General features: G+C 41.9%; 20 protein-coding genes. 11 read left to right on the top strand and 9 right to left on the bottom strand.

The window, feature by feature from the left end; genetic code table 11:
* Positions 1-10 precede the first annotated feature (10 nt).
* On the bottom strand, positions 11-1,012 hold the full coding sequence (locus tag ABIC84_RS01860) for a phosphotransferase enzyme family protein (RefSeq protein WP_429262497.1): 1,002 nt from the start codon (positions 1,010-1,012) through the stop codon (positions 11-13).
* Positions 1,013-1,103: 91 nt separating this feature from the next.
* Here ABIC84_RS01860 and ABIC84_RS01855 point away from each other — a divergent pair, with 91 nt between their 5' ends.
* Both ABIC84_RS01855 and msrB read left to right on the top strand, forming a co-directional pair.
* Positions 1,104-1,664 (top strand): fasciclin domain-containing protein, encoded by a 561-nt coding sequence (locus ABIC84_RS01855; protein WP_429262496.1) that lies wholly within the window; start codon positions 1,104-1,106, stop codon positions 1,662-1,664.
* A gap of 113 nt (positions 1,665-1,777) precedes the next feature.
* Entirely contained in the window at positions 1,778-2,248 is a 471-nt protein-coding gene (msrB, locus tag ABIC84_RS01850) for a peptide-methionine (R)-S-oxide reductase MsrB (protein ID WP_429262495.1), read from the top strand.
* On the opposite strand, the gene ABIC84_RS01845 is transcribed toward msrB, so the two are convergent.
* A complete protein-coding gene (locus tag ABIC84_RS01845; protein ID WP_110584795.1) occupies positions 2,235-2,591 on the bottom strand; it encodes a GIY-YIG nuclease family protein in 357 nt (118 codons plus the stop codon). The genes msrB and ABIC84_RS01845 overlap by 14 nt on opposite strands.
* An 86-nt stretch (positions 2,592-2,677) precedes the next feature.
* Here ABIC84_RS01845 and ABIC84_RS01840 point away from each other — a divergent pair, with 86 nt between their 5' ends.
* The 6 genes from ABIC84_RS01840 (at position 2,678) to ABIC84_RS01815 (ending at position 6,996) form a co-directional block, all read left to right on the top strand.
* Positions 2,678-3,454 (top strand): XRE family transcriptional regulator, encoded by a 777-nt coding sequence (locus tag ABIC84_RS01840; RefSeq protein WP_429262494.1) that lies wholly within the window; start codon positions 2,678-2,680, stop codon positions 3,452-3,454.
* A 74-nt stretch (positions 3,455-3,528) separates the two neighbouring features.
* Positions 3,529-3,888 carry a hypothetical protein gene (locus ABIC84_RS01835; RefSeq protein ID WP_429262493.1) on the top strand — a complete coding sequence of 120 codons (360 nt, stop codon included), beginning with the start codon at positions 3,529-3,531 and terminating at the stop codon, positions 3,886-3,888.
* A gap of 65 nt (positions 3,889-3,953) precedes the next feature.
* Positions 3,954-5,087 carry an aminotransferase class I/II-fold pyridoxal phosphate-dependent enzyme gene (locus ABIC84_RS01830; protein WP_429262492.1) on the top strand — a complete coding sequence of 378 codons (1,134 nt, stop codon included), beginning with the start codon at positions 3,954-3,956 and terminating at the stop codon, positions 5,085-5,087.
* Positions 5,080-5,697, top strand: coding sequence for a dethiobiotin synthase (gene bioD / locus ABIC84_RS01825; protein WP_426586755.1), 618 nt, complete (start codon positions 5,080-5,082; stop codon positions 5,695-5,697). Before ABIC84_RS01830 ends, bioD begins: the two co-directional genes overlap by 8 nt.
* Positions 5,698-5,746: 49 nt before the next feature.
* The gene (locus ABIC84_RS01820) at positions 5,747-6,637 is read left to right on the top strand and encodes a 3-hydroxyacyl-CoA dehydrogenase family protein (protein WP_426586753.1); all 891 of its coding nucleotides are present in this window, start codon (positions 5,747-5,749) and stop codon (positions 6,635-6,637) included.
* A gap of 68 nt (positions 6,638-6,705) precedes the next feature.
* On the top strand, positions 6,706-6,996 hold the full coding sequence (locus ABIC84_RS01815) for a YXWGXW repeat-containing protein (RefSeq protein ID WP_175489978.1): 291 nt from the start codon (positions 6,706-6,708) through the stop codon (positions 6,994-6,996).
* A gap of 112 nt (positions 6,997-7,108) precedes the next feature.
* Here ABIC84_RS01815 and argS read toward each other — a convergent pair whose 3' ends face one another.
* The 3 genes from argS to ABIC84_RS01800 all read right to left on the bottom strand — a co-directional run bounded on the left by argS (position 7,109) and on the right by ABIC84_RS01800 (position 10,522).
* A complete protein-coding gene (gene argS, locus ABIC84_RS01810; protein WP_426586749.1) occupies positions 7,109-9,037 on the bottom strand; it encodes an arginine--tRNA ligase in 1,929 nt (642 codons plus the stop codon).
* 348 nt (positions 9,038-9,385) lie between these two features.
* Positions 9,386-10,081 (bottom strand): ankyrin repeat domain-containing protein, encoded by a 696-nt coding sequence (locus tag ABIC84_RS01805; protein ID WP_429262491.1) that lies wholly within the window; start codon positions 10,079-10,081, stop codon positions 9,386-9,388.
* A 12-nt stretch (positions 10,082-10,093) separates the two neighbouring features.
* On the bottom strand, positions 10,094-10,522 hold the full coding sequence (locus ABIC84_RS01800; RefSeq protein ID WP_429262490.1) for a DUF1801 domain-containing protein: 429 nt from the start codon (positions 10,520-10,522) through the stop codon (positions 10,094-10,096).
* 141 nt (positions 10,523-10,663) lie between these two features.
* Here ABIC84_RS01800 and ABIC84_RS01795 point away from each other — a divergent pair, with 141 nt between their 5' ends.
* Positions 10,664-11,074, top strand: a complete 411-nt coding sequence (locus ABIC84_RS01795) for a DUF1348 family protein (RefSeq protein ID WP_426586743.1) — start codon at positions 10,664-10,666, stop codon at positions 11,072-11,074.
* 349 nt (positions 11,075-11,423) lie between these two features.
* Complete coding sequence (locus ABIC84_RS01790) at positions 11,424-12,089, top strand: response regulator (protein WP_426586742.1); 666 nt, start codon at positions 11,424-11,426, stop codon at positions 12,087-12,089.
* 34 nt (positions 12,090-12,123) lie between these two features.
* Here ABIC84_RS01790 and ABIC84_RS01785 read toward each other — a convergent pair whose 3' ends face one another.
* Positions 12,124-12,525: a hypothetical protein gene (locus ABIC84_RS01785; protein ID WP_426586741.1), complete on the bottom strand. Its 402-nt coding sequence runs from the start codon at positions 12,523-12,525 to the stop codon at positions 12,124-12,126.
* 246 nt (positions 12,526-12,771) lie between these two features.
* Here ABIC84_RS01785 and ABIC84_RS01780 point away from each other — a divergent pair, with 246 nt between their 5' ends.
* The gene (locus tag ABIC84_RS01780) at positions 12,772-13,278 is read left to right on the top strand and encodes a hypothetical protein (protein WP_429262489.1); all 507 of its coding nucleotides are present in this window, start codon (positions 12,772-12,774) and stop codon (positions 13,276-13,278) included.
* A gap of 142 nt (positions 13,279-13,420) precedes the next feature.
* On the opposite strand, the gene ABIC84_RS01775 is transcribed toward ABIC84_RS01780, so the two are convergent.
* The 3 genes from ABIC84_RS01775 to ABIC84_RS01765 form a co-directional block, all read right to left on the bottom strand.
* On the bottom strand, positions 13,421-13,894 hold the full coding sequence (locus tag ABIC84_RS01775) for a hypothetical protein (protein WP_426586738.1): 474 nt from the start codon (positions 13,892-13,894) through the stop codon (positions 13,421-13,423).
* A 112-nt stretch (positions 13,895-14,006) separates the two neighbouring features.
* Entirely contained in the window at positions 14,007-14,705 is a 699-nt protein-coding gene (locus ABIC84_RS01770; protein WP_426586736.1) for a head GIN domain-containing protein, read from the bottom strand.
* A 73-nt stretch (positions 14,706-14,778) separates the two neighbouring features.
* Entirely contained in the window at positions 14,779-20,085 is a 5,307-nt protein-coding gene (locus ABIC84_RS01765) for a PKD-like domain-containing protein (protein ID WP_429262488.1), read from the bottom strand.
* Positions 20,086-20,528: the final 443 nt, after the last annotated feature.

Here is a 20,528-nt window from a genome sequence, read left to right as displayed (position 1 = left end):
TAACAATAAGCTATGACAATAAAAGATGAGCTGTCTCCATCCATTTCTTAATCAATGCGACGCGGTCTTTCATAAACTTAGGCCCCCAGAACAAATTCGACCAGTCATCAAAGTTTTCATACTGAAAGCCAAAATAAAACACCCAAAATCCAAAACCTAAATATGGTATGGCGGCTATTTCTTCAGTTGATAAGGGCCGTACTTTACGGTAACTATTAACAAAAGTCCGGAAAGCATCACGCGCTTCTTGCTTAGTGATTTTTCCGTAGGTAAACTCTAAAAAGTAGTGAATAAAAAAAGATGTAATATCATAAGCCAACAGGCCTTTACCTGCGAAATCAAAATCAAAGAAAGTTATATTACCCGCATCATCGAAATGAAAGTTTTTCGGGAGAAAATCAAAATGGCAATAGCCATAACTAAAACCTTCGTCAAATTGATTATACCTCCCAATTACTTCAGCGGCAGTTTGCTTTAGATTGGCAAAATCATCCTCCAGTCCAACGAATGCAGGCTCAAGTATTTTAAGTGGATTAATGATAACAGTTTCTATTGAGTACGTATGACGGTAATAGCTTAGCTCAATTGCAGATGTAATATTATGAATGGCGGCCATCTCCCTACCTACGGTTTCAATCTGCTGACCATTCATAGTATAAACAACGTTACCTTGTGCCCATGCAAACAAAACACCATACCGGGTTCCTTCGGCCGCGTTGAAAACCTGCAATATTTCGCCATTTATATCAGGTATTGGCCGGGATACCTTTGCACCTCTTTGAAACAGGATAGTTAATAACTCTACCTCGCCTTTGATCTCTTCCAGCTTTCGGTGTGCATCCCTGTAAATTTTAAAAATGTACTTTTCGGCTGCATTTTCTATAATATAAGTGTCGCTCACATTGCGGATCAATAACCGGCATGTTGTATGGCTTAAACCATAACTTTCCTGAAGTTTTATATTCAGCGCTTTTGAGGATAAGGTTGAGTATTGCGTAGGGAAGATTTCCATAGGTTAACAAAGGTAGCTTATAATCTACAACCTGACTATCCATTTTAAAACCTATTTATATTTTGTATGTTTAACCTATAACCTACACACTATGAAAAAGTTACTGCTGTTAATATCCATTGTATTTTGCCCGGCATTATTGCTGGCCCAAACCGCAAACAAAAGCAGTAATACCACAGCAATGCTCCCGGCCAATGATATTGTAAAAAACATATCCGCAGCGCCCAATACGCATACCTTTTACATTTTTATTCAAAAAACAAACCTTGCACTCACTTATACCAGCCGGGGACCAATCACCGTATTTGTGCCGGTTGACGACGGATATAGCGACATGCCTACCGGAAAGTTCGACTCTCTTGCCAAACCTGCGCATATTTGGGAACTTACAGATTTAGTTACCTACCACGCCATTGCCGGGCAGCTAAAAGCAAAGGATATTCAGAAAAAGATCAACAAAGGAAAAGGGTTGGCGGTGTTTACCACGCTATCGGGCGGTAAATTGTTCGCTAAAATAGATAGCAATAACAATATTGTTTTGATTGATGGCAACGGAGGTAAAAGTACAATCAGTCAGTTTGATATTAAACAAAACAACGGCATAGTACATCTGGTAAACAAAGTACTGGTACCCAAAAAGAAGCTCATATAAACAGACTGCCAAATGACAATCCTCATACAATAAAATTACGTATTTGAGTTAAAGCTCATAATAGTTTCCGGCAACGAAAAGGAAGCATCTATAACATCAAAACATAATGGGTTATGAAAACAACAGTGATAGCTTTAAGCATCCTGATAGCATTAGGATGCCAAAATACCAACGGGCAGGGTGCCAAACGTAAACTGAGCAAACCTGCCGATGAATGGAAAAAGACGCTTACATCCAATCAATACCATATTATGGTTGAAAGTGGCACCGAGCCACCCTATCAGAACGAATATTGGAATAACCACGAAAAAGGTGTTTACGTAAGCGCCGCAACTGGCGACACGCTATTTACCTCTGATGACAAATTTGACAGTGGTACAGGCTGGCCAAGCTTTGTTAAACCGGCTGACCCTAAAAAAGTTGCAATAATTACTGACAACAGCTACGGCATGAGCCGCGACGAGGTTATCGAAAAAAGTACAGGCTTACACCTCGGCCACGTATTTGATGACGGCCCTGCCGACCGCGGCGGCAAAAGGTACTGTATGAACTCGGGCGCTTTAAAGTTTATTAAAAAGCCATAACCCTGCGACTTGCATTTAATGACGGGCGTAGCTGTGGCCTTACACGTAAACCCTGCTCATATTTTAAGCCAATGGTGAGGTCTATCCAATCGGCATTAACAGATCTGATCATTTTTTCTTTTTGCGGGCGTGTAAAAGTGCTCACCACTTTAAAACGTTCCATTGCCTGCTCTTCGGTATTGATCTCCTCAAAATAAACCAAACGGTTAAGCTGCTGTGCATTATCGAAAAACAAAGTTGGCATTTCGCTGTAAAACTGGATGGTTTTCATCAGGTCTGAACATAGGCCAACATGCAGATTTTTACGGTTCCTGTCGGTAATGATATAAACAAAACGTTTCATTTTATGATAAAAAATTTGGTGAACAGATAATTATTACTAACTTTATGAGCATAAAATTACTAATAAATTTAGCAAATCCAAATTTTATGTCAATAATTTCACAAAATATTAAGTTTCTCCGCAAAAAGAAGGGTTTAACGCAACAGCAATTTGCGGATGAATTAGGTATAAAACGCTCATTAGTAGGTGCTTACGAAGAAGACCGGGCCGATCCTAAATATGACCTACTAAAAACATTAGCAACCTATTTTGATGTTACTATTGATGACTTTATCAACGAAACCATCAACGAAAAATGGCAGCCAAAACCAAAAGGCAACCCCGCCAACCTGCGAATCCTGAGTATTTCTATTGATAAGGAAGAAAATGAAAATATAGAAATGGTGCCCGTAAAAGCCAGCGCCGGATACCTTAATGGTTATGCCGATCCTGAATACGTGGCACAGCTTCCTAAGTTTTATCTGCCTATGTTTAAACAAGGCACTTACCGTGCTTTCGAGATCAAAGGCGACTCCATGCTACCCCTTGTATCCGGTACTATTATAATAGGTGAATATGTAGAGAATTGGGGCGATGTGAAAAGCGGCGAAACCTATGTAGTAATATCTAAAAATGACGGTGTGGTTTACAAACGCATTGGCAATAAATTTAAAGAGAACAAAAAGCTAAAGCTTATTTCTGATAACCCGGTTTATGAACCTTATGAAATATCGGGCGAAGATGTACTGGAAATATGGAAAGCTAAAGGTTATATTTCAACACAATTACCAACACCTTCTCCTGAGCCTACCATGGAAAGCCTTACAGCAATGATGGCCCAGATGCAGCGTTCGATATCCAACTTACAGCAAGGCAACAATTAAGTTACATCGGCTTTTTTAAACCATTACGATCTATCTTTATCATACTGATAAAACGTAAATTAAATTAAAAAGCTATGAAAAAATTATTGTTAATGTGCTGCTTCCTTTTAGGAATTTCAGCAGCCAGCTACGCACAGGGTGGCATGAGAAGAAGCCCGGAAGAAAGAGCAAAAGATTTGCAAACCCAGCTTAAATTAACAGATGATCAAACTACTAAGATCACGGCAATTTACAAAGAGCAGGCAACCAAAATCGACAGCGTACGCACTGCTGCCAACGGCGACAGGGATGCAATGCGTTCGGCAATGCGCCCCATGATGGAAGCAACCAACACCAAGATCAAAGCTATTTTAACAGCCGAACAAGCTGCAGCTTATGATAAAGCAATGAAGGAAAGAATGGACCGCATGCGCCAGGGCGGCGGCGGCCGGTAAACATTATCAAATAGAAAAAAGCGGCCAATGGTCGCTTTTTTTATTTTTGCACAAAACGAAGCACATTGAACTCAGCCGAAGATTTTTTAAAACGCAAACTGCAGGAGCGACAACAAGCTGGTAACTACCGTGAACTGAAACCCGAAAACAGTAGGGTTGACTTTTGTTCAAACGATTATCTCGGTTTTGCCCGTTCGTTAGTTTTAAAGCAAAGCATCGCTCAGGAAGTAAACACCAATCCGCTTAGCTTAAACGGCGCAGCCGGGTCAAGACTGCTATCGGGCAACATCCGATATGCCGAAGATCTGGAGGATCAAATAGCTGCTTATCACCAAAGTGAAGCCGGCCTGCTTTTTAATTCGGGTTATGATGCTAACCTGGGTTTGCTTTCGTCCCTGGCCCAGCGCGGTGATACGCTAATTTTGGACGAGCTGGTACATGCCTCGATCATCGACGGCGCAAGGTTAAGCTATGCCAATCGCTATAGTTTCAGGCACAATGACCTGGAAAGTTTAGAAGCCAAATTAAAGTTAGCTAAGGGCAACTGCTATGTGGTTATTGAAAGTGTTTACTCCATGGATGGAGATACCCCTCCCCTTTTAGAGATTTTCAACCTTACTGAGAAATATAACGCCGCCCTGATTGTTGATGAAGCACATGCTGTAGGTCTCTATTCTAAAGGGTTGGTTTGTGAACTTGGTTTACAGCAAAGGATCTTTGCCCGTGTGATTACGTTTGGTAAAGCTTTGGGTAGTCATGGTGCAATAGTACTTGGAAGCAGCAACCTACGGAATTACCTCATCAATTTTTCACGTTCTTTTATTTATACTACTGCTGCATCTTTCCATCAGCTTGCGGCGATCAAAATGGCATATCAGCTATTGGAAAACTCAAACGAGGCCATCATTAACCTAAAAAGGAACATTCGGTTATTTAAACAGAAAGTAAACGCGGGCGAAACCTATACACTGCTAAACAGCGATAGCTCCATCCAATGTATCGTGCTCAAAAGTAACGAAACAGCCCGGGAAGCAGCCAGGCAGCTGCAAACCAATAATCTTGATGTGAGGCCCATTTTAAGCCCTACGGTTCCACAAGGTACCGAGCGCATCAGGATCTGCCTGCATAGTTTTAATACCGAAAATGAGTTAACTTTGCTTGCTGCAACGCTTAACAAATTTATACTATTACATGCCTGATAAGCAACCGATATTTATTTCCGGTATTGATACCGGCATAGGTAAAACCTTGGTTTCGGCTATTTTAACCGAAAAATTAAACGCAGATTACTGGAAGCCCATACAGTCGGGCGATCTTGATAAAAGCGATACGCTGAAAGTTAAAAGTCTTATCTCAAATCCGGTTACCCAATTTTTCCCGGAGGCCTATGCTTTAACTCAGCCATTCTCCCCTCATAAATCTGCTGCCCTTGATAAAGTGACTATCGATCTGGAAAACATCGTTCTGCCTAAAACCGATAACCAGTTAATTATAGAAGGAGCCGGTGGTTTGATGGTACCTTTGAATGATAATTTCCTGATCATCGATCTCATTAAACAGCTTAATGCCCGGGTAATACTGGTAAGCAAACACTATTTGGGCAGCATTAACCATACCCTGCTTTCGTTACATGCATTAAAAAAATACGGCATCCCGGTTATGGGGGTCATTTTTAATGGAGATAAGGATATCTATTCAAAAAGTTATATTCTTGAATATTCAGAAGTTGCCGATCTCGGTCAGATCCCTGAATTTAAAACTATCAACAAAAAAACCGTTAAAGAGGCTGGTAAGTTTATTACCTTGTAATCGGCAGCTTTCATAAACCGATATTTTGCCGGCTTCGTAAATATACACTATGGAAAACATCACTGTAATTGGCTCAGGTACTATGGGCAACGGTATCGCCCACACTTTTGCCCAGCATGGCTTTAAGGTATCATTAGTTGATATCAGCGATAACGCCCTGAGTAAAGCCCTGCAAACTATTGACAATAACCTGGACAGGCAGCTGAAAAAAGGCATTATAAATGAAGATGTAAAAGCCCAAACTATGAGCCGGATCCATGTTTTTACTGATCTGGCAGAAGGTGCTCAAAATGCCGACCTTGTAATTGAAGCGGCTACCGAAAATCAGGAAATAAAACTTAAACTGTTTAAACAGCTGAGTGAAATTTGCAATGATAAAGTTATCCTTGCTTCCAATACCTCATCTATCTCCATCACTAAGATTGCATCGGTAACCAAATCCCCGGGCAACGTTATAGGCATGCATTTCATGAACCCGGTACCGGTGATGAAGCTTGTCGAAGTGATACGCGGATATGCCACTACTGATGCCGTTACCGAAACCATTATGGAGCTTTCGCGCACTTTGGGCAAAGATCCGGTTGAGGTTAATGATTATCCAGGCTTTGTAGCCAATCGGATTTTAATGCCGATGATAAACGAGGCTATTTACACCCTGTATGAAGGTGTAGCCGGCGTACAGGAAATTGATACGGTGATGAAACTGGGCATGGCCCACCCTATGGGACCGCTGCAATTAGCTGATTTCATTGGGCTTGATGTTTGCCTTGCTATTTTGAAAGTTTTACACGATGGCTTTGGCAATCCCAAATATGCGCCTTGTCCGTTGTTGGTAAATATGGTTACGGCTGGCCACTTAGGAGCCAAGACAGGTAGCGGGTTTTATAAATACTCCGCGAGTAGCAAAGATTTGGTTGTGGCCGATAAATTCATAGCCTAAACGCCGTTAAACTTTCGATGTTGGATGTTGTCAAAAGTTATTATACTGAACAACTAAAAACATCTGAAATGAAAACCATTGCTAAATTAGGAATAGTACTCGCCCTAACAGGCTCATTATTTGCATCATGCTCAAGCCAGGCTTACGTAACCGAACGCCCGGTTGAACCGGTTTATGTTCGTCCGGTAGCTCCCTACCCTAATGCTGTTTGGGTACCCGGCGAATGGGTTTGGCGCGGTAACCATTACGTTTACCGCCAAGGCTTTTATGCAAGGCCAAGATATAACCGGGTATATGTTCAGGGACATTGGCAACCAACCAATCGGGGATATGTTTGGGTAAGGGGGTATTGGAGGTAGCCCCCCGGCCCTAAAGAGGGAGTTATAAAACAGAAAGCCTTTAGCATTTTTTTTCTGCTAAAGGCTTTTTCTTTTAACCGCTCTTGTTCCCCCCTTAGGGGGGTAGGGGGCTTTACATCCTTTCCGGCACTTCAATACCTAAAAGTTTCATCCCTTTGCTGATCACCTTGGCTGATGATGCCGATAAGGCCAGACGGAATTGTTTTGAATCCTCATCTTCAGCCTGTAAGATCGACTTTTCATGATAGAACTTGTTATATGTTTTAGCAAGCTCATATACATAATTGGCGATAACAGCCGGGCTATAACCTTTTGCAGCTTCTTTAACTGTTTCAGGGTATTTATCAAGTAATACAATTAAATCGCGTTCAACGCCTGCCAGTTCAGTTACAGTCGGTTTAATTCCAACCTGATAATCAGCCCTGCTTAATACCGACTTAATCCGGGCGTGGGTATATTGAATAAACGGTCCGGTATGTCCCTGGAAATCTACCGATTCGTTAGGATCAAACAGCAAACGTTTTTTTGGATCGACTTTTAACAGGAAGTATTTAAGTGCGCCCATACCAATGGTATGATATAATGCAATCTTATCTTCTTCGTTAAACGCATCAACCTTGCCCATGGCTTCGGTTTGCTCTTTGGCGGTTGCTTCCATCTCGGCCATCAAGTCATCAGCATCAACTACTGTGCCCTCGCGCGATTTCATTTTGCCAGATGGAAGATCAACCATACCATATGATAGATGAAACAATCCATCTGCACCTGTTTTACCCAATTTCTGCAATATCAGGAACAGTACTTTGAAGTGATAATCCTGCTCGTTACCTACCACATAGATTGATTTATCCATGTTGTAATCGTTATACTTTAACTGTGCGGTACCCATATCCTGGGTAATGTAAACCGATGTACCATCTCCACGAAGCACCAGTTTTTCGTCAAGACCGTCTGACGTAAGGTCTATCCAAACCGAGTTATCTGCTTTTTTAAAGAATACGCCTTTTGCAAGGCCTTCTTCAATAATATCTTTACCTAAAAGGTATGTGTTAGACTCGTAGTAGTATTTATCAAAGTCAACACCCAGTTGCTTGTAAGTTTCAGCAAAACCGGCGTACACCCAGCCGTTCATGGTGCGCCAAAGATTCATTACCTCTTCATCACCGGCTTCCCATTTTTGCAGCATCTGCTGGGTTTCGATCATGATAGGAGTGGCATTTTTGGCTATCTCTTTGATCTTATCTTCTTCGCCTGCAATTTTCTCATTCAGTTCGCCGATCAGCTTTTGATTTACTGCATCGGTTTGAGCAAGTTTATCCTTTACCTTAACTATGGTAGCTAACGAATCTTCAATCTTCGTTTTCTGATTTTCTTTAAACACCGAAAGATCATGCTTTTCATAAACATCGTTCAGAACAGGTTTAAGCTGCTCTCTCAGTTCCTTATCAAACAGCACATAATACTTGCCTACCAAATGATCGCCTTTCATACCAGATGATTCGGGAGTTTCGCCGTTACCGAACTTTTGCCAGGCCAGCATGGATTTACAGATATGGATTCCGCGGTCATTAACCAGGTTGGTTTTGATCACCTCATAGCCATCGGCTGCCAGGATCTCAGCAACCGAATAACCCAACAGGTTGTTACGGATATGGCCAAGGTGCAGCGGTTTATTGGTATTGGGCGATGAATACTCAACCATCACCTTTTGTCCGTTAGGTTTTGCTGCCGCGAAGTCATCGGCAATAATATTATTATATAACTGGCTAATCCAGTATTCGTCGGTTATTGAAAGGTTCAAAAAGCCTTTGATCACATTAAAAGAAGCAACTTCCTTCAATTCGTTTTTGAGGTACTCCCCTATTTCGGTGCCGGTTTGTTCCGGGCCTTTGCGCGAAAATTTGGTGAACGGGAAGGTTACTATGGTTACTTGTCCTTCAAACTCTTTACGAGTTTCCTGTATGCTAACGGCAGCCGGTTCAATATCAGTTTGGTATAGTTGTTTAACTGCTTTTACGGCTGCTTCAATAATAAAATCCATTCGGCAAAATTAAATAAAATGGGCAGATTGCGAATACTAAAATGGTGATGTTTACACGTAGACTAGGAGGCACCATACGGAGTCATATTAATATTATGTCATACCGTAAATACATAACAGGATTATCTCAAAATCTGTAACCTTTTTTGGGACGAGACCTTTTGGTTAATAAAACTTCATGCTGAAGAAATTGCTTTATCAATTCGTCAGGTTTAGCCATTTCAAATTCACTAAAATCAAAACACGGCGTAACGGCACAGCACCTCCTTTAGAACAAACATTCAGCAGCAAATCATGTGCTATTTGCATATTGAAAGACGCAATTACGCGTCTCTATGTAAAAAATATTTAACAGGCAAACAGCTTTAAAACGCCCTTCTGGTTATTTTGTTCTGCCAATTTCTTGGCAGATAGGCCATCCTTATTCTTGATATTAAAGTCAGCGCCATATTGCAGTAATAGCCTGATCTGGTCAAGTTTGTACTTTCGTTTCACAGCATGAAAAAGTGTCGTATTTCCATCCTTATCAGCAAAATTCACATTGGCGCCATTCTTTAAAAACCACCTGGCCACTTCAAAGCGTTTCCAATTGTAAGCAGCCATAAATGGCGTATCATTACCCGCACTACTATCAATTTGTGCGCCGTAGCTTTTAAACAGTTCAGCTGCTTCAGCATCATTATACCAGGTTATGGCATACATACAATGTTCCGGGTCTGCCCCATTTGCCAGCAGGTACTTGTATAACAGCGCGTTTCGTCCACGGGTATAAGCATACCAAAGCGGTGTGGCCGGGAAGAAACCGCATTCTTCTTTTATCCGGTGGATTGAATTGATATTCATACCGCCGGTCAATAATAATTCGAGTATCGTTAAACTATCTTCAGCCTTATCCGGCTTCTTCACAATCTCAACAGCGCATAAATAATGGAGCGCGTTTTTACCATCGTCTTCAGTCCAGGCAAGCCATCTGGGATCTTTCCTGATCATCGCCTTAACAGCTTCAATGTTAAAATCCTTTATATGCTGAATAAATTTAATCATAGTGCGTGTTTGCTATTTATCCAACAGTGCCAACCATGTTTTAACCGCGCTTTTTAATGCATTTTCTTTCACCACAACCTCATCCATACTATAAAAAAATGCCAGGCGCCTGCCATCTGCATAATCGCCGGAAAGCAAACCCGAGGCATCATTGATCTTGGCGCCGGAAAGGAATACCAGCCTGATACAATCTGTTTGGTAAACGTTTGAAACAATCAGGTATCTTTTATACTTTTGGGGATCAAAAGGTTTCATCTCTCCGGTATACAAAAAGCTTGGTGCATTCCATTTGATGTGTTCGCCAATTTCATCGTCAACACTTAGGATGATTTTTCTTAAAGCCTCTAATACTTCCTTTAGTAGATGATCAAGCTTTTGCATATATGCATCTACACCTTCAGAATCGGCAAGGATGGCTGTTTTTGCAGTTTTGGCTTTCATGATTAAACCGGTAATAAATTGGTTGTGAGGCTTAATCTAAGTTAAAAAAAGAATAGTTAATACCAAAGGAACCGTAAATAGTACCACAAAACGAACATGGATCCTTTTAACTTTGGTGAATCAAATTAGATTATTACCATCATGGAACAGAGGCTGCCACTCCCCCCATTTAATTTTGAAACTGCCACCCAAAAAGTACAATTGGCCGAAGATGCCTGGAACAGCCAGGACCCGGCACGGGTTTCATTAGCATATACCATTGATACCGAATGGCGCAACCGCTCAGAATTTGTGAACGGCCGCGAACAGGTTGTTGCATTTTTAACCCGCAAATGGCAAAAGGAACTTGACTATAAGCTAAAAAAAGAACTCTGGGCCTTTACAGATAACCGCATTGCTGTAAGGTTTGAATATGAATACCATAACGCCCAAGGAGAATGGTTTCGCGCTTACGGTAACGAGAACTGGGAGTTTGACGAAAACGGGCTTATGCAAAAACGCTATGCCAGTATCAATGACTTACCCATCAGGCAAGAAGACAGGCGGCTGTAAAAATAGGATAACCCATTGTAAAAGCCGACGGCTTTTACAATGGGTTAAACATCAATATTAAAATAATTAAGTAAAAAGGTTTAGGCTCCTCTTCAGTTAGGTTTATAAACGTTCGAAGTAATTTCTACATCCTTACGCTTTTAATGGTCATAAGCATATTTCATTCAGGGGTACAAATATTAAACCGGGGGGCCTTTATATCTCAAATTTCGTTTAAGCACTAAAAATTAGAAAGGGTGAAATCGCCCTTTTTTTAGTTCAAAACAGATAATAAAATGAAATAGAAGTTCATTATTTTTCATACTTTGCATTATAGTTAACACCGGTTAACAGATATAACCTTTAATTAATGCAAACTTCTACATCGGCCGCGCCTATACAAATTGCCATTATCGATAACCACACTTTGTTCAGGCAGGGCATGATTAGCCTGCTCGAAGACTTTAAAGAGGTTGAAATTCTTTTCGATGCTGAAAACGGGGAGGATATGATCAGTAAACTTAAAAAGTCATCCTTGCCTGATATTGTTTTGATGGACATTACCATGCCTGTGATGGATGGTTATAAAGCAACCGCCTGGCTACGGGAAAACCACCCAACGGTAAAAGTATTGGCGCTAAGCATGTCTGACGAGGATAAACCGATCATCAACATGCTTAAGAACGGGGCGGTTGGTTACATGCTTAAGGATTCGAAGATCAGGGATGTAGTGTATGCGATGCAAACTATCCAGAAGCATGGTTACTACCTTAATGAACTGGTAAGCGGCAAATTGCTTTATACCATGCAAAATAAAAATGCAGCTGCCGATAAATCCAAAGAGCTTACCTCTAACGAACTTACATTTCTGAAACTAAGCTGTTCAGAGCTAACCTACAGGCAAATTGCCGATGAAATGAACCTGAGCCCTCATACTATTGATAACTACCGTGAATCACTGTTTCAAAAATTCGGGCTTAAGTCAAGAACGGGTATGGTGCTTTTTGCTATTAAAAACCAGATCATAAGCGTATAAGGCCCTTTCTGATCTCAATCTCTTTTATCATATGCTAAAAAATCAGTTTAAGCACAAAAGGTACCACAATAATCCCCAGGCTAATCAACACATAATTACGGTAAATTTTGCTGCCGCGACTTGGATATAGGTTCATCAGCTTATTATAGCGGTCATTGTAAAAAATGAGCAGATAATTCAATATCACAAAGGGAATAAAAAATACAAGCAAACCGGCAATGAAGGCATTTATAGCCTTATCTCTTGTTAGGTCTATTGTAAAAAGGATAGGGATATCAGTAAAAGAGCGGAGAATAAATAAGAAGGTTAGCAGGTTAACGCCCTGAATTAGTGATATTGGAATAATTGTAAATGCCTTCCAATTACCATCTGTCCCCTTCTTTGCCCTTTCTTGCGTTATGGCGTCAACCCAGATCTTATAATAAATGCTCAACATTTGCTTTTCATTTATATACAACTATTTTAACTAACCCTAAAACCGGCATGTTAGTTTGCATTACTATTAAGTAACTGACAATTACTATATTCCGTTAGTAATGGCAATTCGTTACGATATTTCGTCATCTCAAAGTCAGCAACAAACACAAAATCCTCATTATCAATAATATAAAAAATAGGCATTGGTATTGATCTTCATATGCCAATCACTTTAATAATATCATTAACCTTAAAATCACTTTTTATGCCAAATCATCTATCAACGTTCGGAATTATCCATACTGCAATAAGCCTTGTGGGAGTTGCCGTTGGTTTTATAGCCTTATTTCAGGATGGAAAAATTGCCCCCAAAACAAAAAACGGCAGGCTTTACGGCATTTTTACTGTGCTGGCCTGCTTAACATCATTCCTGGTCATGAAAACAGGGCACCTAAGCAGCGCGCATAACCTGTCTTTTCTTATTTTGATATTATTGCCTGTTGTTTACTATGCTCCGTCATTGCGCGTTTTTGGCAGTAAGGCAGATTATGTGCAAACTTTAGGCATGACGGCCACCTTATTCTTTTCGTTGGTGCCCGCGGTAGTTGAAACGCTTACAAGGCTCCCTGTTGAACAACCATTGGCCGATGGGCCCGATTCGCCCGTAGTAAAAACAGGGCTTTTAATTTTACTGGTATTATTTATCATAATTATGATATACCAGGCAATTAAACTGAAAAGCCGGCGCAAAGGATTTACCCCGGCTATGTGAATTGATATTTCGCCGGTACTTATCTTGATATTTTAAGCAGAGGTATGGAGTCTTGTATCCGCTCGGCTCAACGTGTGGCCGGCGAAATTAATAAGGTATAAACAAAAAAGCACCCCTCTCAGGATGCCTAAAACAAACTAAATCAAATAACTTTATCCTGAAGTACCATCGAAAAAATGCTTTTCACAGCCGCTCCGATATTGTCTTTATAGTTTATGGTCAATTTATAATTGTCGACAACAAATGCCGAATTGGTATAAAATTGAGCGTTAGAAGGCTCGGTACTGATAACATTACTACCTTCACTTACCGTTTTTTTTGCGATAACAATGTTTAATCCATCTCCTTTAGTATGAAATTTCCCGGTGTACTGAACCGTTGTAGAATTACCATTTGTATAAGTTACATCGGCCAAAACAAAAGTACTATCCGACGAGAATACTAAATAACGCGCCTGTTCCCCCTCTTTAACCGGAATATACCACTGGCCAAAAAGAGATGTATTTTTTTGGACAGGTTGCTGCGCCTTGTCTTTTTTACAGGCGCCAAGAGAAAACAAAACCGATAGCAACAGGCAAACAGTTAAATTCTTAAATATCAATACAGGCTTAATCATAAAGTGAAGGTTTTAATTAACATTACGATACTTATCAGTAGTTCGCTACATCAATAACAAAAAAAAGACTGCCCAAATAGCGCAGTCTTTTCAATATTTTAATAGCAGTTTATTAGTCAGCTTTACTTACCCTGCCTGAGCCAGCATACCGTGTTTCGCCAATTGTCGCCGTGCCCGAATATACAACACTTCCGGAACCCGAAATACGGGCCGAAACAGTTTTACTGGCAATTAAACTAACGTTGCCCGAACCGGCAATTGAAGCTTCAACAGTTTCTGTTGTTAATGATTTGCCGTTAATCTCGCCTGAGCCCGAGATGTGGCAATCGGCCATGCCTGTGCTGCCTTTGACATCAATAGAGCCAGATCCGCTGATCCTCAGATCCAGCGTACCTGATTTAACAGCAGTTTTGATATTCCCCGAACCGCTTAATGCAATTTTGGCATTCTCGCCAGTTATAGTACCATCAACAGTTGTGTTTCCGGAACCGCTGTTAGCAAGGTACCTGAGGCTTTTGGCTGTAATGTAAATATTAGCGCGCTGAATGTTGCGGTGGTTTTTCCAGTGATCTTTAAATTCAACTTTTAATATGCCGTTTTCTACTTCAGTTTTAATATCATCAACTACATTGGCATCAACATCAAGTTTCAGGCTTTCGGTTCCATCAATTTTAATAAATACGTTAAACGGGCCGCCACAGGCAATACCGTTATAACCGGATACATTGCGGGTTACAGTTTGTGCGGAAGCATTAAAGGCTATCGAAACCGTTAGTAACGAAGCCATAAGTGAGAAAATTAGTCTTTTCATGATCGCGTGTTTAAGAATATGACGCGTCTTCTAAAAAAACGTTGCAATTTTTTTGATTTTCTTCCGTGCCAGCCTATCTGAGGATAGTTACAGAACCCGATAACGGCGGCTTGCCCATCTTAAGATCGATAATATAAAAATAGGTACCTGCCGGCAACTGCTGTCCGTTAAAATTACCATCCCAGGGCACGCCATAACCCATCGAATGGTATAATCTCTGGCCATACCTGTTAAACACATCTACTGTCGAACTTTCATAAGCAACCAGGCCTTTCACCTCCCAATAATCATTAAATCCATCGCCATTGGGCGTAAACGTATTTGGCGCAATAATATCAGGTGAAACTTTAACGATAGTTTGGCTTTGGTTAACGCAACCACGAACATCCGTTATATAAAGTGTATAAACAATATCTGCATCGCCCGTTACCACCGGTTCTTTTATTTCGTTATTACTTAAGCCTACGTTTGGCAGCCACAAGTAATGTACATTGTCATCGCTTATAGTTGGCGTTAAGGTGATGGTGTGCCTTTTCAATACATATCTTATTCCGCCTGCATCAACAACTGGCGGCGGTATAAATTTAATCACCATATCATCGCTGGCTGTATAACATTGTCCTGGCGTGTTTGCAGTAAGCGTAAGCTTTACTGAACGATTTTTTACATCCTCTTCAGAAGGAGTATATACGGCTCCCTGGGCATTCTCCGCGTAAAGCAGTGTACCTGTACCGGAGCTTGTCCACTTGCCGCCGCCTGGTATCAGGATATTTCCATCCAGCTTAATAGGGTCGCGCTTTGCGCAAACTTCCAGATCGGTGCCGGCATCGGTTCCAGATGTTTTACCAAAAGTTATAGTCATTTCGGAAGTGGCAATGCTACAATTGTCTTTACTGGTAGATGACAATACCAACGTTACCGACCCGGCGGCCTTCTCCTCAGCAGTTGGCTCATACCTTGCATTTAACTCATTACCAGATGGCAAAAACTGGCCCGGATTGGCATCTTTCTTTGTCCATACTCCGGTTTTTGCGCCGCCGCCTATCTTGCCAGCCAGTTGAACATACTGATCGGTAACACAAGCCAGTATATTTACACCCGCATCAGAAGTTGGCAGTTTGTTCACCGCAACCTCTTTGGATGCTACCAGACTGCTGCAACCATTAACTGTAACATACAAGGAATAAGTGCCGGCCATATCTGAGGTAACGTTTTTGATTTCGGGATTTTGTAACAAGGATTTAAAACCATTGGGTCCTGTCCAGGTATAAACAGCATTCGGGGTAGTCGGCACATTCAGTTTAATAGTACTGTTTACGCACACCGGCGAATTTGTTCTGATATCGGGCAGTGGTATTTCGGGTTTAACTTTTACCACATAGGCAAACCGCGCGCCATTACATCCAAAAGCGGTTGGCGTAATAATGTAGGTTACATTTACAGTTGATGCTCCTTTGTTAATCAACGCCTCGTCAATCTTATTACCAGTTTTATTCACCACTGCCGCATTACTAATTCCGGCCACAGCGGCTCTGCTCCACGTAAATGTTGCCGAGGGAACATTTGAAGTTATGGTATAACCAAGCGGCTCACCGCTGCAGGTTGCATCTGATGTTTTACTGGTAATGATAACTGATGGGTTAACGGTAACAACCCATTTAAAAGGTGTCCCCGAACAGTTGCTGGTTTTATAATTATATACGTAGGTAACATCAACGGGCGCATTAGTAGTATTAAACAATACTTCGCGGATTAACCCGGCCATTTGCCCTGATACAGACTGATTACTAACGCCCGAAACCGCGCTCCTCGACCAACTGAAGCCGGTGCCCGGAATATTAAAAGTGATGGCATAATTATCAGTTGTTTTGTTACATAATGTACTGGTTGGGGCACTTGTAACCTGTGGGGATGGATAAACCGTTACCACATAACTAAATGGCGTACCCGAACAACCTTTAGCAGATACAGGTGTTATTACATAAGTAACATCAACAGGATCGCTCGTGGTGTTAATCAATGTTTCGGTTATTTGAGCAGATGTTTCAGCTGAAACGGCGACATTGCTAATCCCCTTCACGGCCGCACGTGACCATAAAAACGTAGTACCAGGGGAATCGGCTGTTATTGAATAATTTTGGGCTATGCCGCTGCATATATTATCGGCAGAACCACTGGTAATAACCGGCAAAGGGGTAACCGTTATATCAACTTTAGTGCGCATACTTACACACCCATCCACAACAGCCTGCACATAGTAACTGGTATTGGCTATCAAACCCGGTGTTACATAGCTATCATTAATTGAAAGCAAAGAGCCACCGACCGGAGCGTCATACCATTGATATGTACCCTTTGAACCGCTGGCGGTTAACGTAGTATTGCTGCCTTCGCAAGCTGGCACACTTTTAACTACAGGAGCAGGTGGCGGCTCAGTAACCGATACTGTAACCGCAGTCATGCTGCTTGTAATACCATTGGATGTTGTATTTACATAATACGTGGTTGTTTGAGTGAGCGGAGGGGTGATAAAATTAGGCCCGGTAGATAACAACGTACCGTCTTCGGCTGCACTATACCAGCGATATATTCCGTCAGGCGCCGTAGCTGATACAGTAGCTATACTACCCAAACATGTAGTCGTGCCCGATACTGTTGGCGCCCGCACAGTGGAGCCAATATTAATTACAACTCTGTCAATCCCCGGTCCGCAACTGCCCGGGTCATTTGAGGTTAAAGTGAGTATTACCTGTTTTTCACCGGCAGCCGGGGTATATGTAGTATTCAAATCTGTCGCATCAGCAAATTTGCCCAGCCCACCTGACCATTTCCCCCCTTTTACATTGCCTATGCTGCCAGCCAACTGGGCGGTTTCGCCAGCTTGTATGGCCTGATCGGGACCGGCGTCTATCCTCGCACCAGACACTATTGTTACCTTTGTGCTGACTGCACTGCCTACGGTTCCGTCGGGATTATAGATGGTATTGGTAACTTCATATGTTCCCGGGGTTGTTTTACTCAAATTAATTTCACCAGTTGCTGTACTCACAAAAGTTAAACCTAAAGGCGATGCCGAAAATGTACCCGCACTTGCATTTGCCGAAAACGTTGGCTTAGGGTTGGTTTCATATTGACAAAACGGCCCTCCATAGGTAAACTTTGAATTAAATATGGAAGTAATTTCAACCCCGGCACTATAGGCTGACGAACATGGGCCACTACCTGTTAAAGTAATGACATATTTACCCGGCGTACTCGCCCTGACATTTATCTCACCGGTATGGTTATCGACAAATACCAAACCTGCCGGCGATACGCTGAAAATACCGCCCGATGGATTATTGATGACAGGCTTAGGGTTAGGGCTTTGAGGACTATAGGTACCCGACGTATAAACAAACCGCACCTCTTCAGCAACATTGATTGAAACCGTTACCGGCACGCGATTGCTTACACAATCGCCAACCCTGCTTTGTAAATAATAAGTTGTTTTTTCGGACATAACCGGGGTATTAAATGTGTTTCCGATAAACAAAGGGTCCCCGGAATCAGAGGTAGCAAACCACAGAATTTCCCCATTGCCCTTGGCTGTAATCTTTGCTGATGAGCCCGAGCATACCGATACATTTTCGGCAATTGGGGGTGATGGCTGCAGATTTACCTTTACCGTAACCGCAGTACGCTTGCTAACGCAACCATTTGATGAACTTTCAACATAATAAGTTGTTGCCTCAGTTAAATTTGGAGTGACATATGTTGATCCTGACGATAAAATTGTGCCCCCTACAGCGCTGTCATACCAGGTAAAACCCGTACCGGTTCCGGTCGCAATAAGCACCGCCGACCCGTTGTAACAAACAGAGGTAGCAGGCACCTGGGGAGCCGTTACCGGAGGAATAACCGTAACCGACACAGCTGTCCTGGCGCTGGTACATCCATCAAGAGTGGCTTGCACATAATAAGTTGTACTTGATGTCAATGCCGGAGTTGTATATCCCGCCCGAGATGATAGAAGCTTCCCGCCCATCGGTGCATCAAACCACTGATAACTATCATTACTCGCAGATGTTACTGTTAATGAAGCTACCGAACCTGAACAAACCACGGCTCCCGCCGCTATAGGGGCCGCTACAAAGGGCCTAACAATCACCTTTACCGGTGCACGGTCACTTTTACAGCCGGCAACAGTAGTATTTTCGATATAATATGTAGTTGTTTTAGTTAATGCGGGCGTAATAAATTGCAAACCCGGCATCAATAACCTCCCGCCTGTTGGCGCATCATACCAGGCATATGTCCCTGCAGGGTTCTCAGCAGCCGTTAATGTAGCTGCTGAATTATAACAAATGGTAGTGGTTTGAGATGCCGGTGCTGCCGGTATCGGGTTAACAGATACAGTTACTGGTACGCGCGGGCTAACACAATCATTAAGTACTGTTTGCACATAATAAGTTTTGTTGGCAGTTAATACCGGCGTTGTATAATCAGGACTCGAAATAAGTGGGACACCTCCTGTTGGCACATCAAACCATTGAAAAAAACCTGCAGACGCATCGGCGTGTAAAGTTGCCACTGAGCCGGAACAAATATTATCATTTGAAGTTACCGGCGTAGCGGGTGGGGGATTAACTTTAGCGACAACAGCTGTGGGAACGCTGGTACAGCCATTAATTACAGCAACAACATAATAGGTGGTAGTTTTAGATAATGATGGGGTAACAAACGACGGCCCGGTTCCCAAGACAGCTCCTCCGGCCGCCGATGCATACCAGCTATAGCTTTGCCCGCCGCTTGCTGATAACGTTGCAACCCCGCCCACACACACAGCAGCTCCCGTAACTTCAGGCTTACCGGTAATATATACCGCGACCGCCGTTCGGGGACTTGTGCAGCCGGCGACTGTGGTTTGTACATAATAAGTAGTCGATGATATTACCGGAGGGGTGGTAAATGTACTCGAATTTGCCAAAAAATTACCGTCCGCATCAAACCATTGATAATCACCCCCCGGCCCTGTGGCGTTAAGCGTTGCCTCACTATTTTGACAAACTACTACATTTTTAGCTGTTGGTGCGGCCGGTGTATTAGCATCAGCAATTGTTATGCTCTTTGTAACGCCCTTGCACCCGGCAGTTTTATCAGTAACAGTTACTTTATAAGTACCTGATTTATTTACGCTGATAGCAGGACCGGTTTCGCCGGTACTCCATAAATAAGTATAAGGAGCTATACCAGCAGTCGCGGTAGCTTTTAACACCACCGAGCTGCCCGAACAGATAGTTGTTGATGATGCCGAAATATTAGCGCTCAAAGTGCAGTTTTGCGCTTTCGCTTTGAATGAGAATAACAGGAATAATAATATTAATAAACGGTTGTTCATGAACCTCCCACAATGCCTTACAAATCAAATCCACAAATGACGAGGTTGTTAAAGCTTCTATTTGCAAAATCACTTCAGGGTATAAAATAGTTTTGCACCCGCCATAACAAAAATCAGGTTGGGTTTTATACGCCGTAATTATTCAAATTGTTTAGGTTGAGAGGTTTTAATATTAATTATTTTTAAATTTTATTTCAAATTAAGATATATAAATGAAAAATCGCACAAAAGTTATTTAAAAAGAAAGCAAAAATAAGTTTAAATTAACCAATAATTAATACAGTGATATTATGGAGCTCCATTAAGATACCGATACTACTCAAACGAATTTATCAGTCCGCTTTTAGCAGTTACTCTTCAATTGAAATAGTGAACTAAAAAAAGCCGAGATAAGCAAATCTTGTTCATCCCGGCTTCGTAGCAAAAATGATCTTCTATTAATT

It is taken from the genome of Mucilaginibacter sp. 3215 (assembly GCF_050433785.1).
In the GTDB taxonomy this organism is placed as follows: domain Bacteria; phylum Bacteroidota; class Bacteroidia; order Sphingobacteriales; family Sphingobacteriaceae; genus Mucilaginibacter.
Note: the sequence above shows the minus strand (reverse complement) of the source record. Positions and strands in the feature narration are given on the sequence as shown.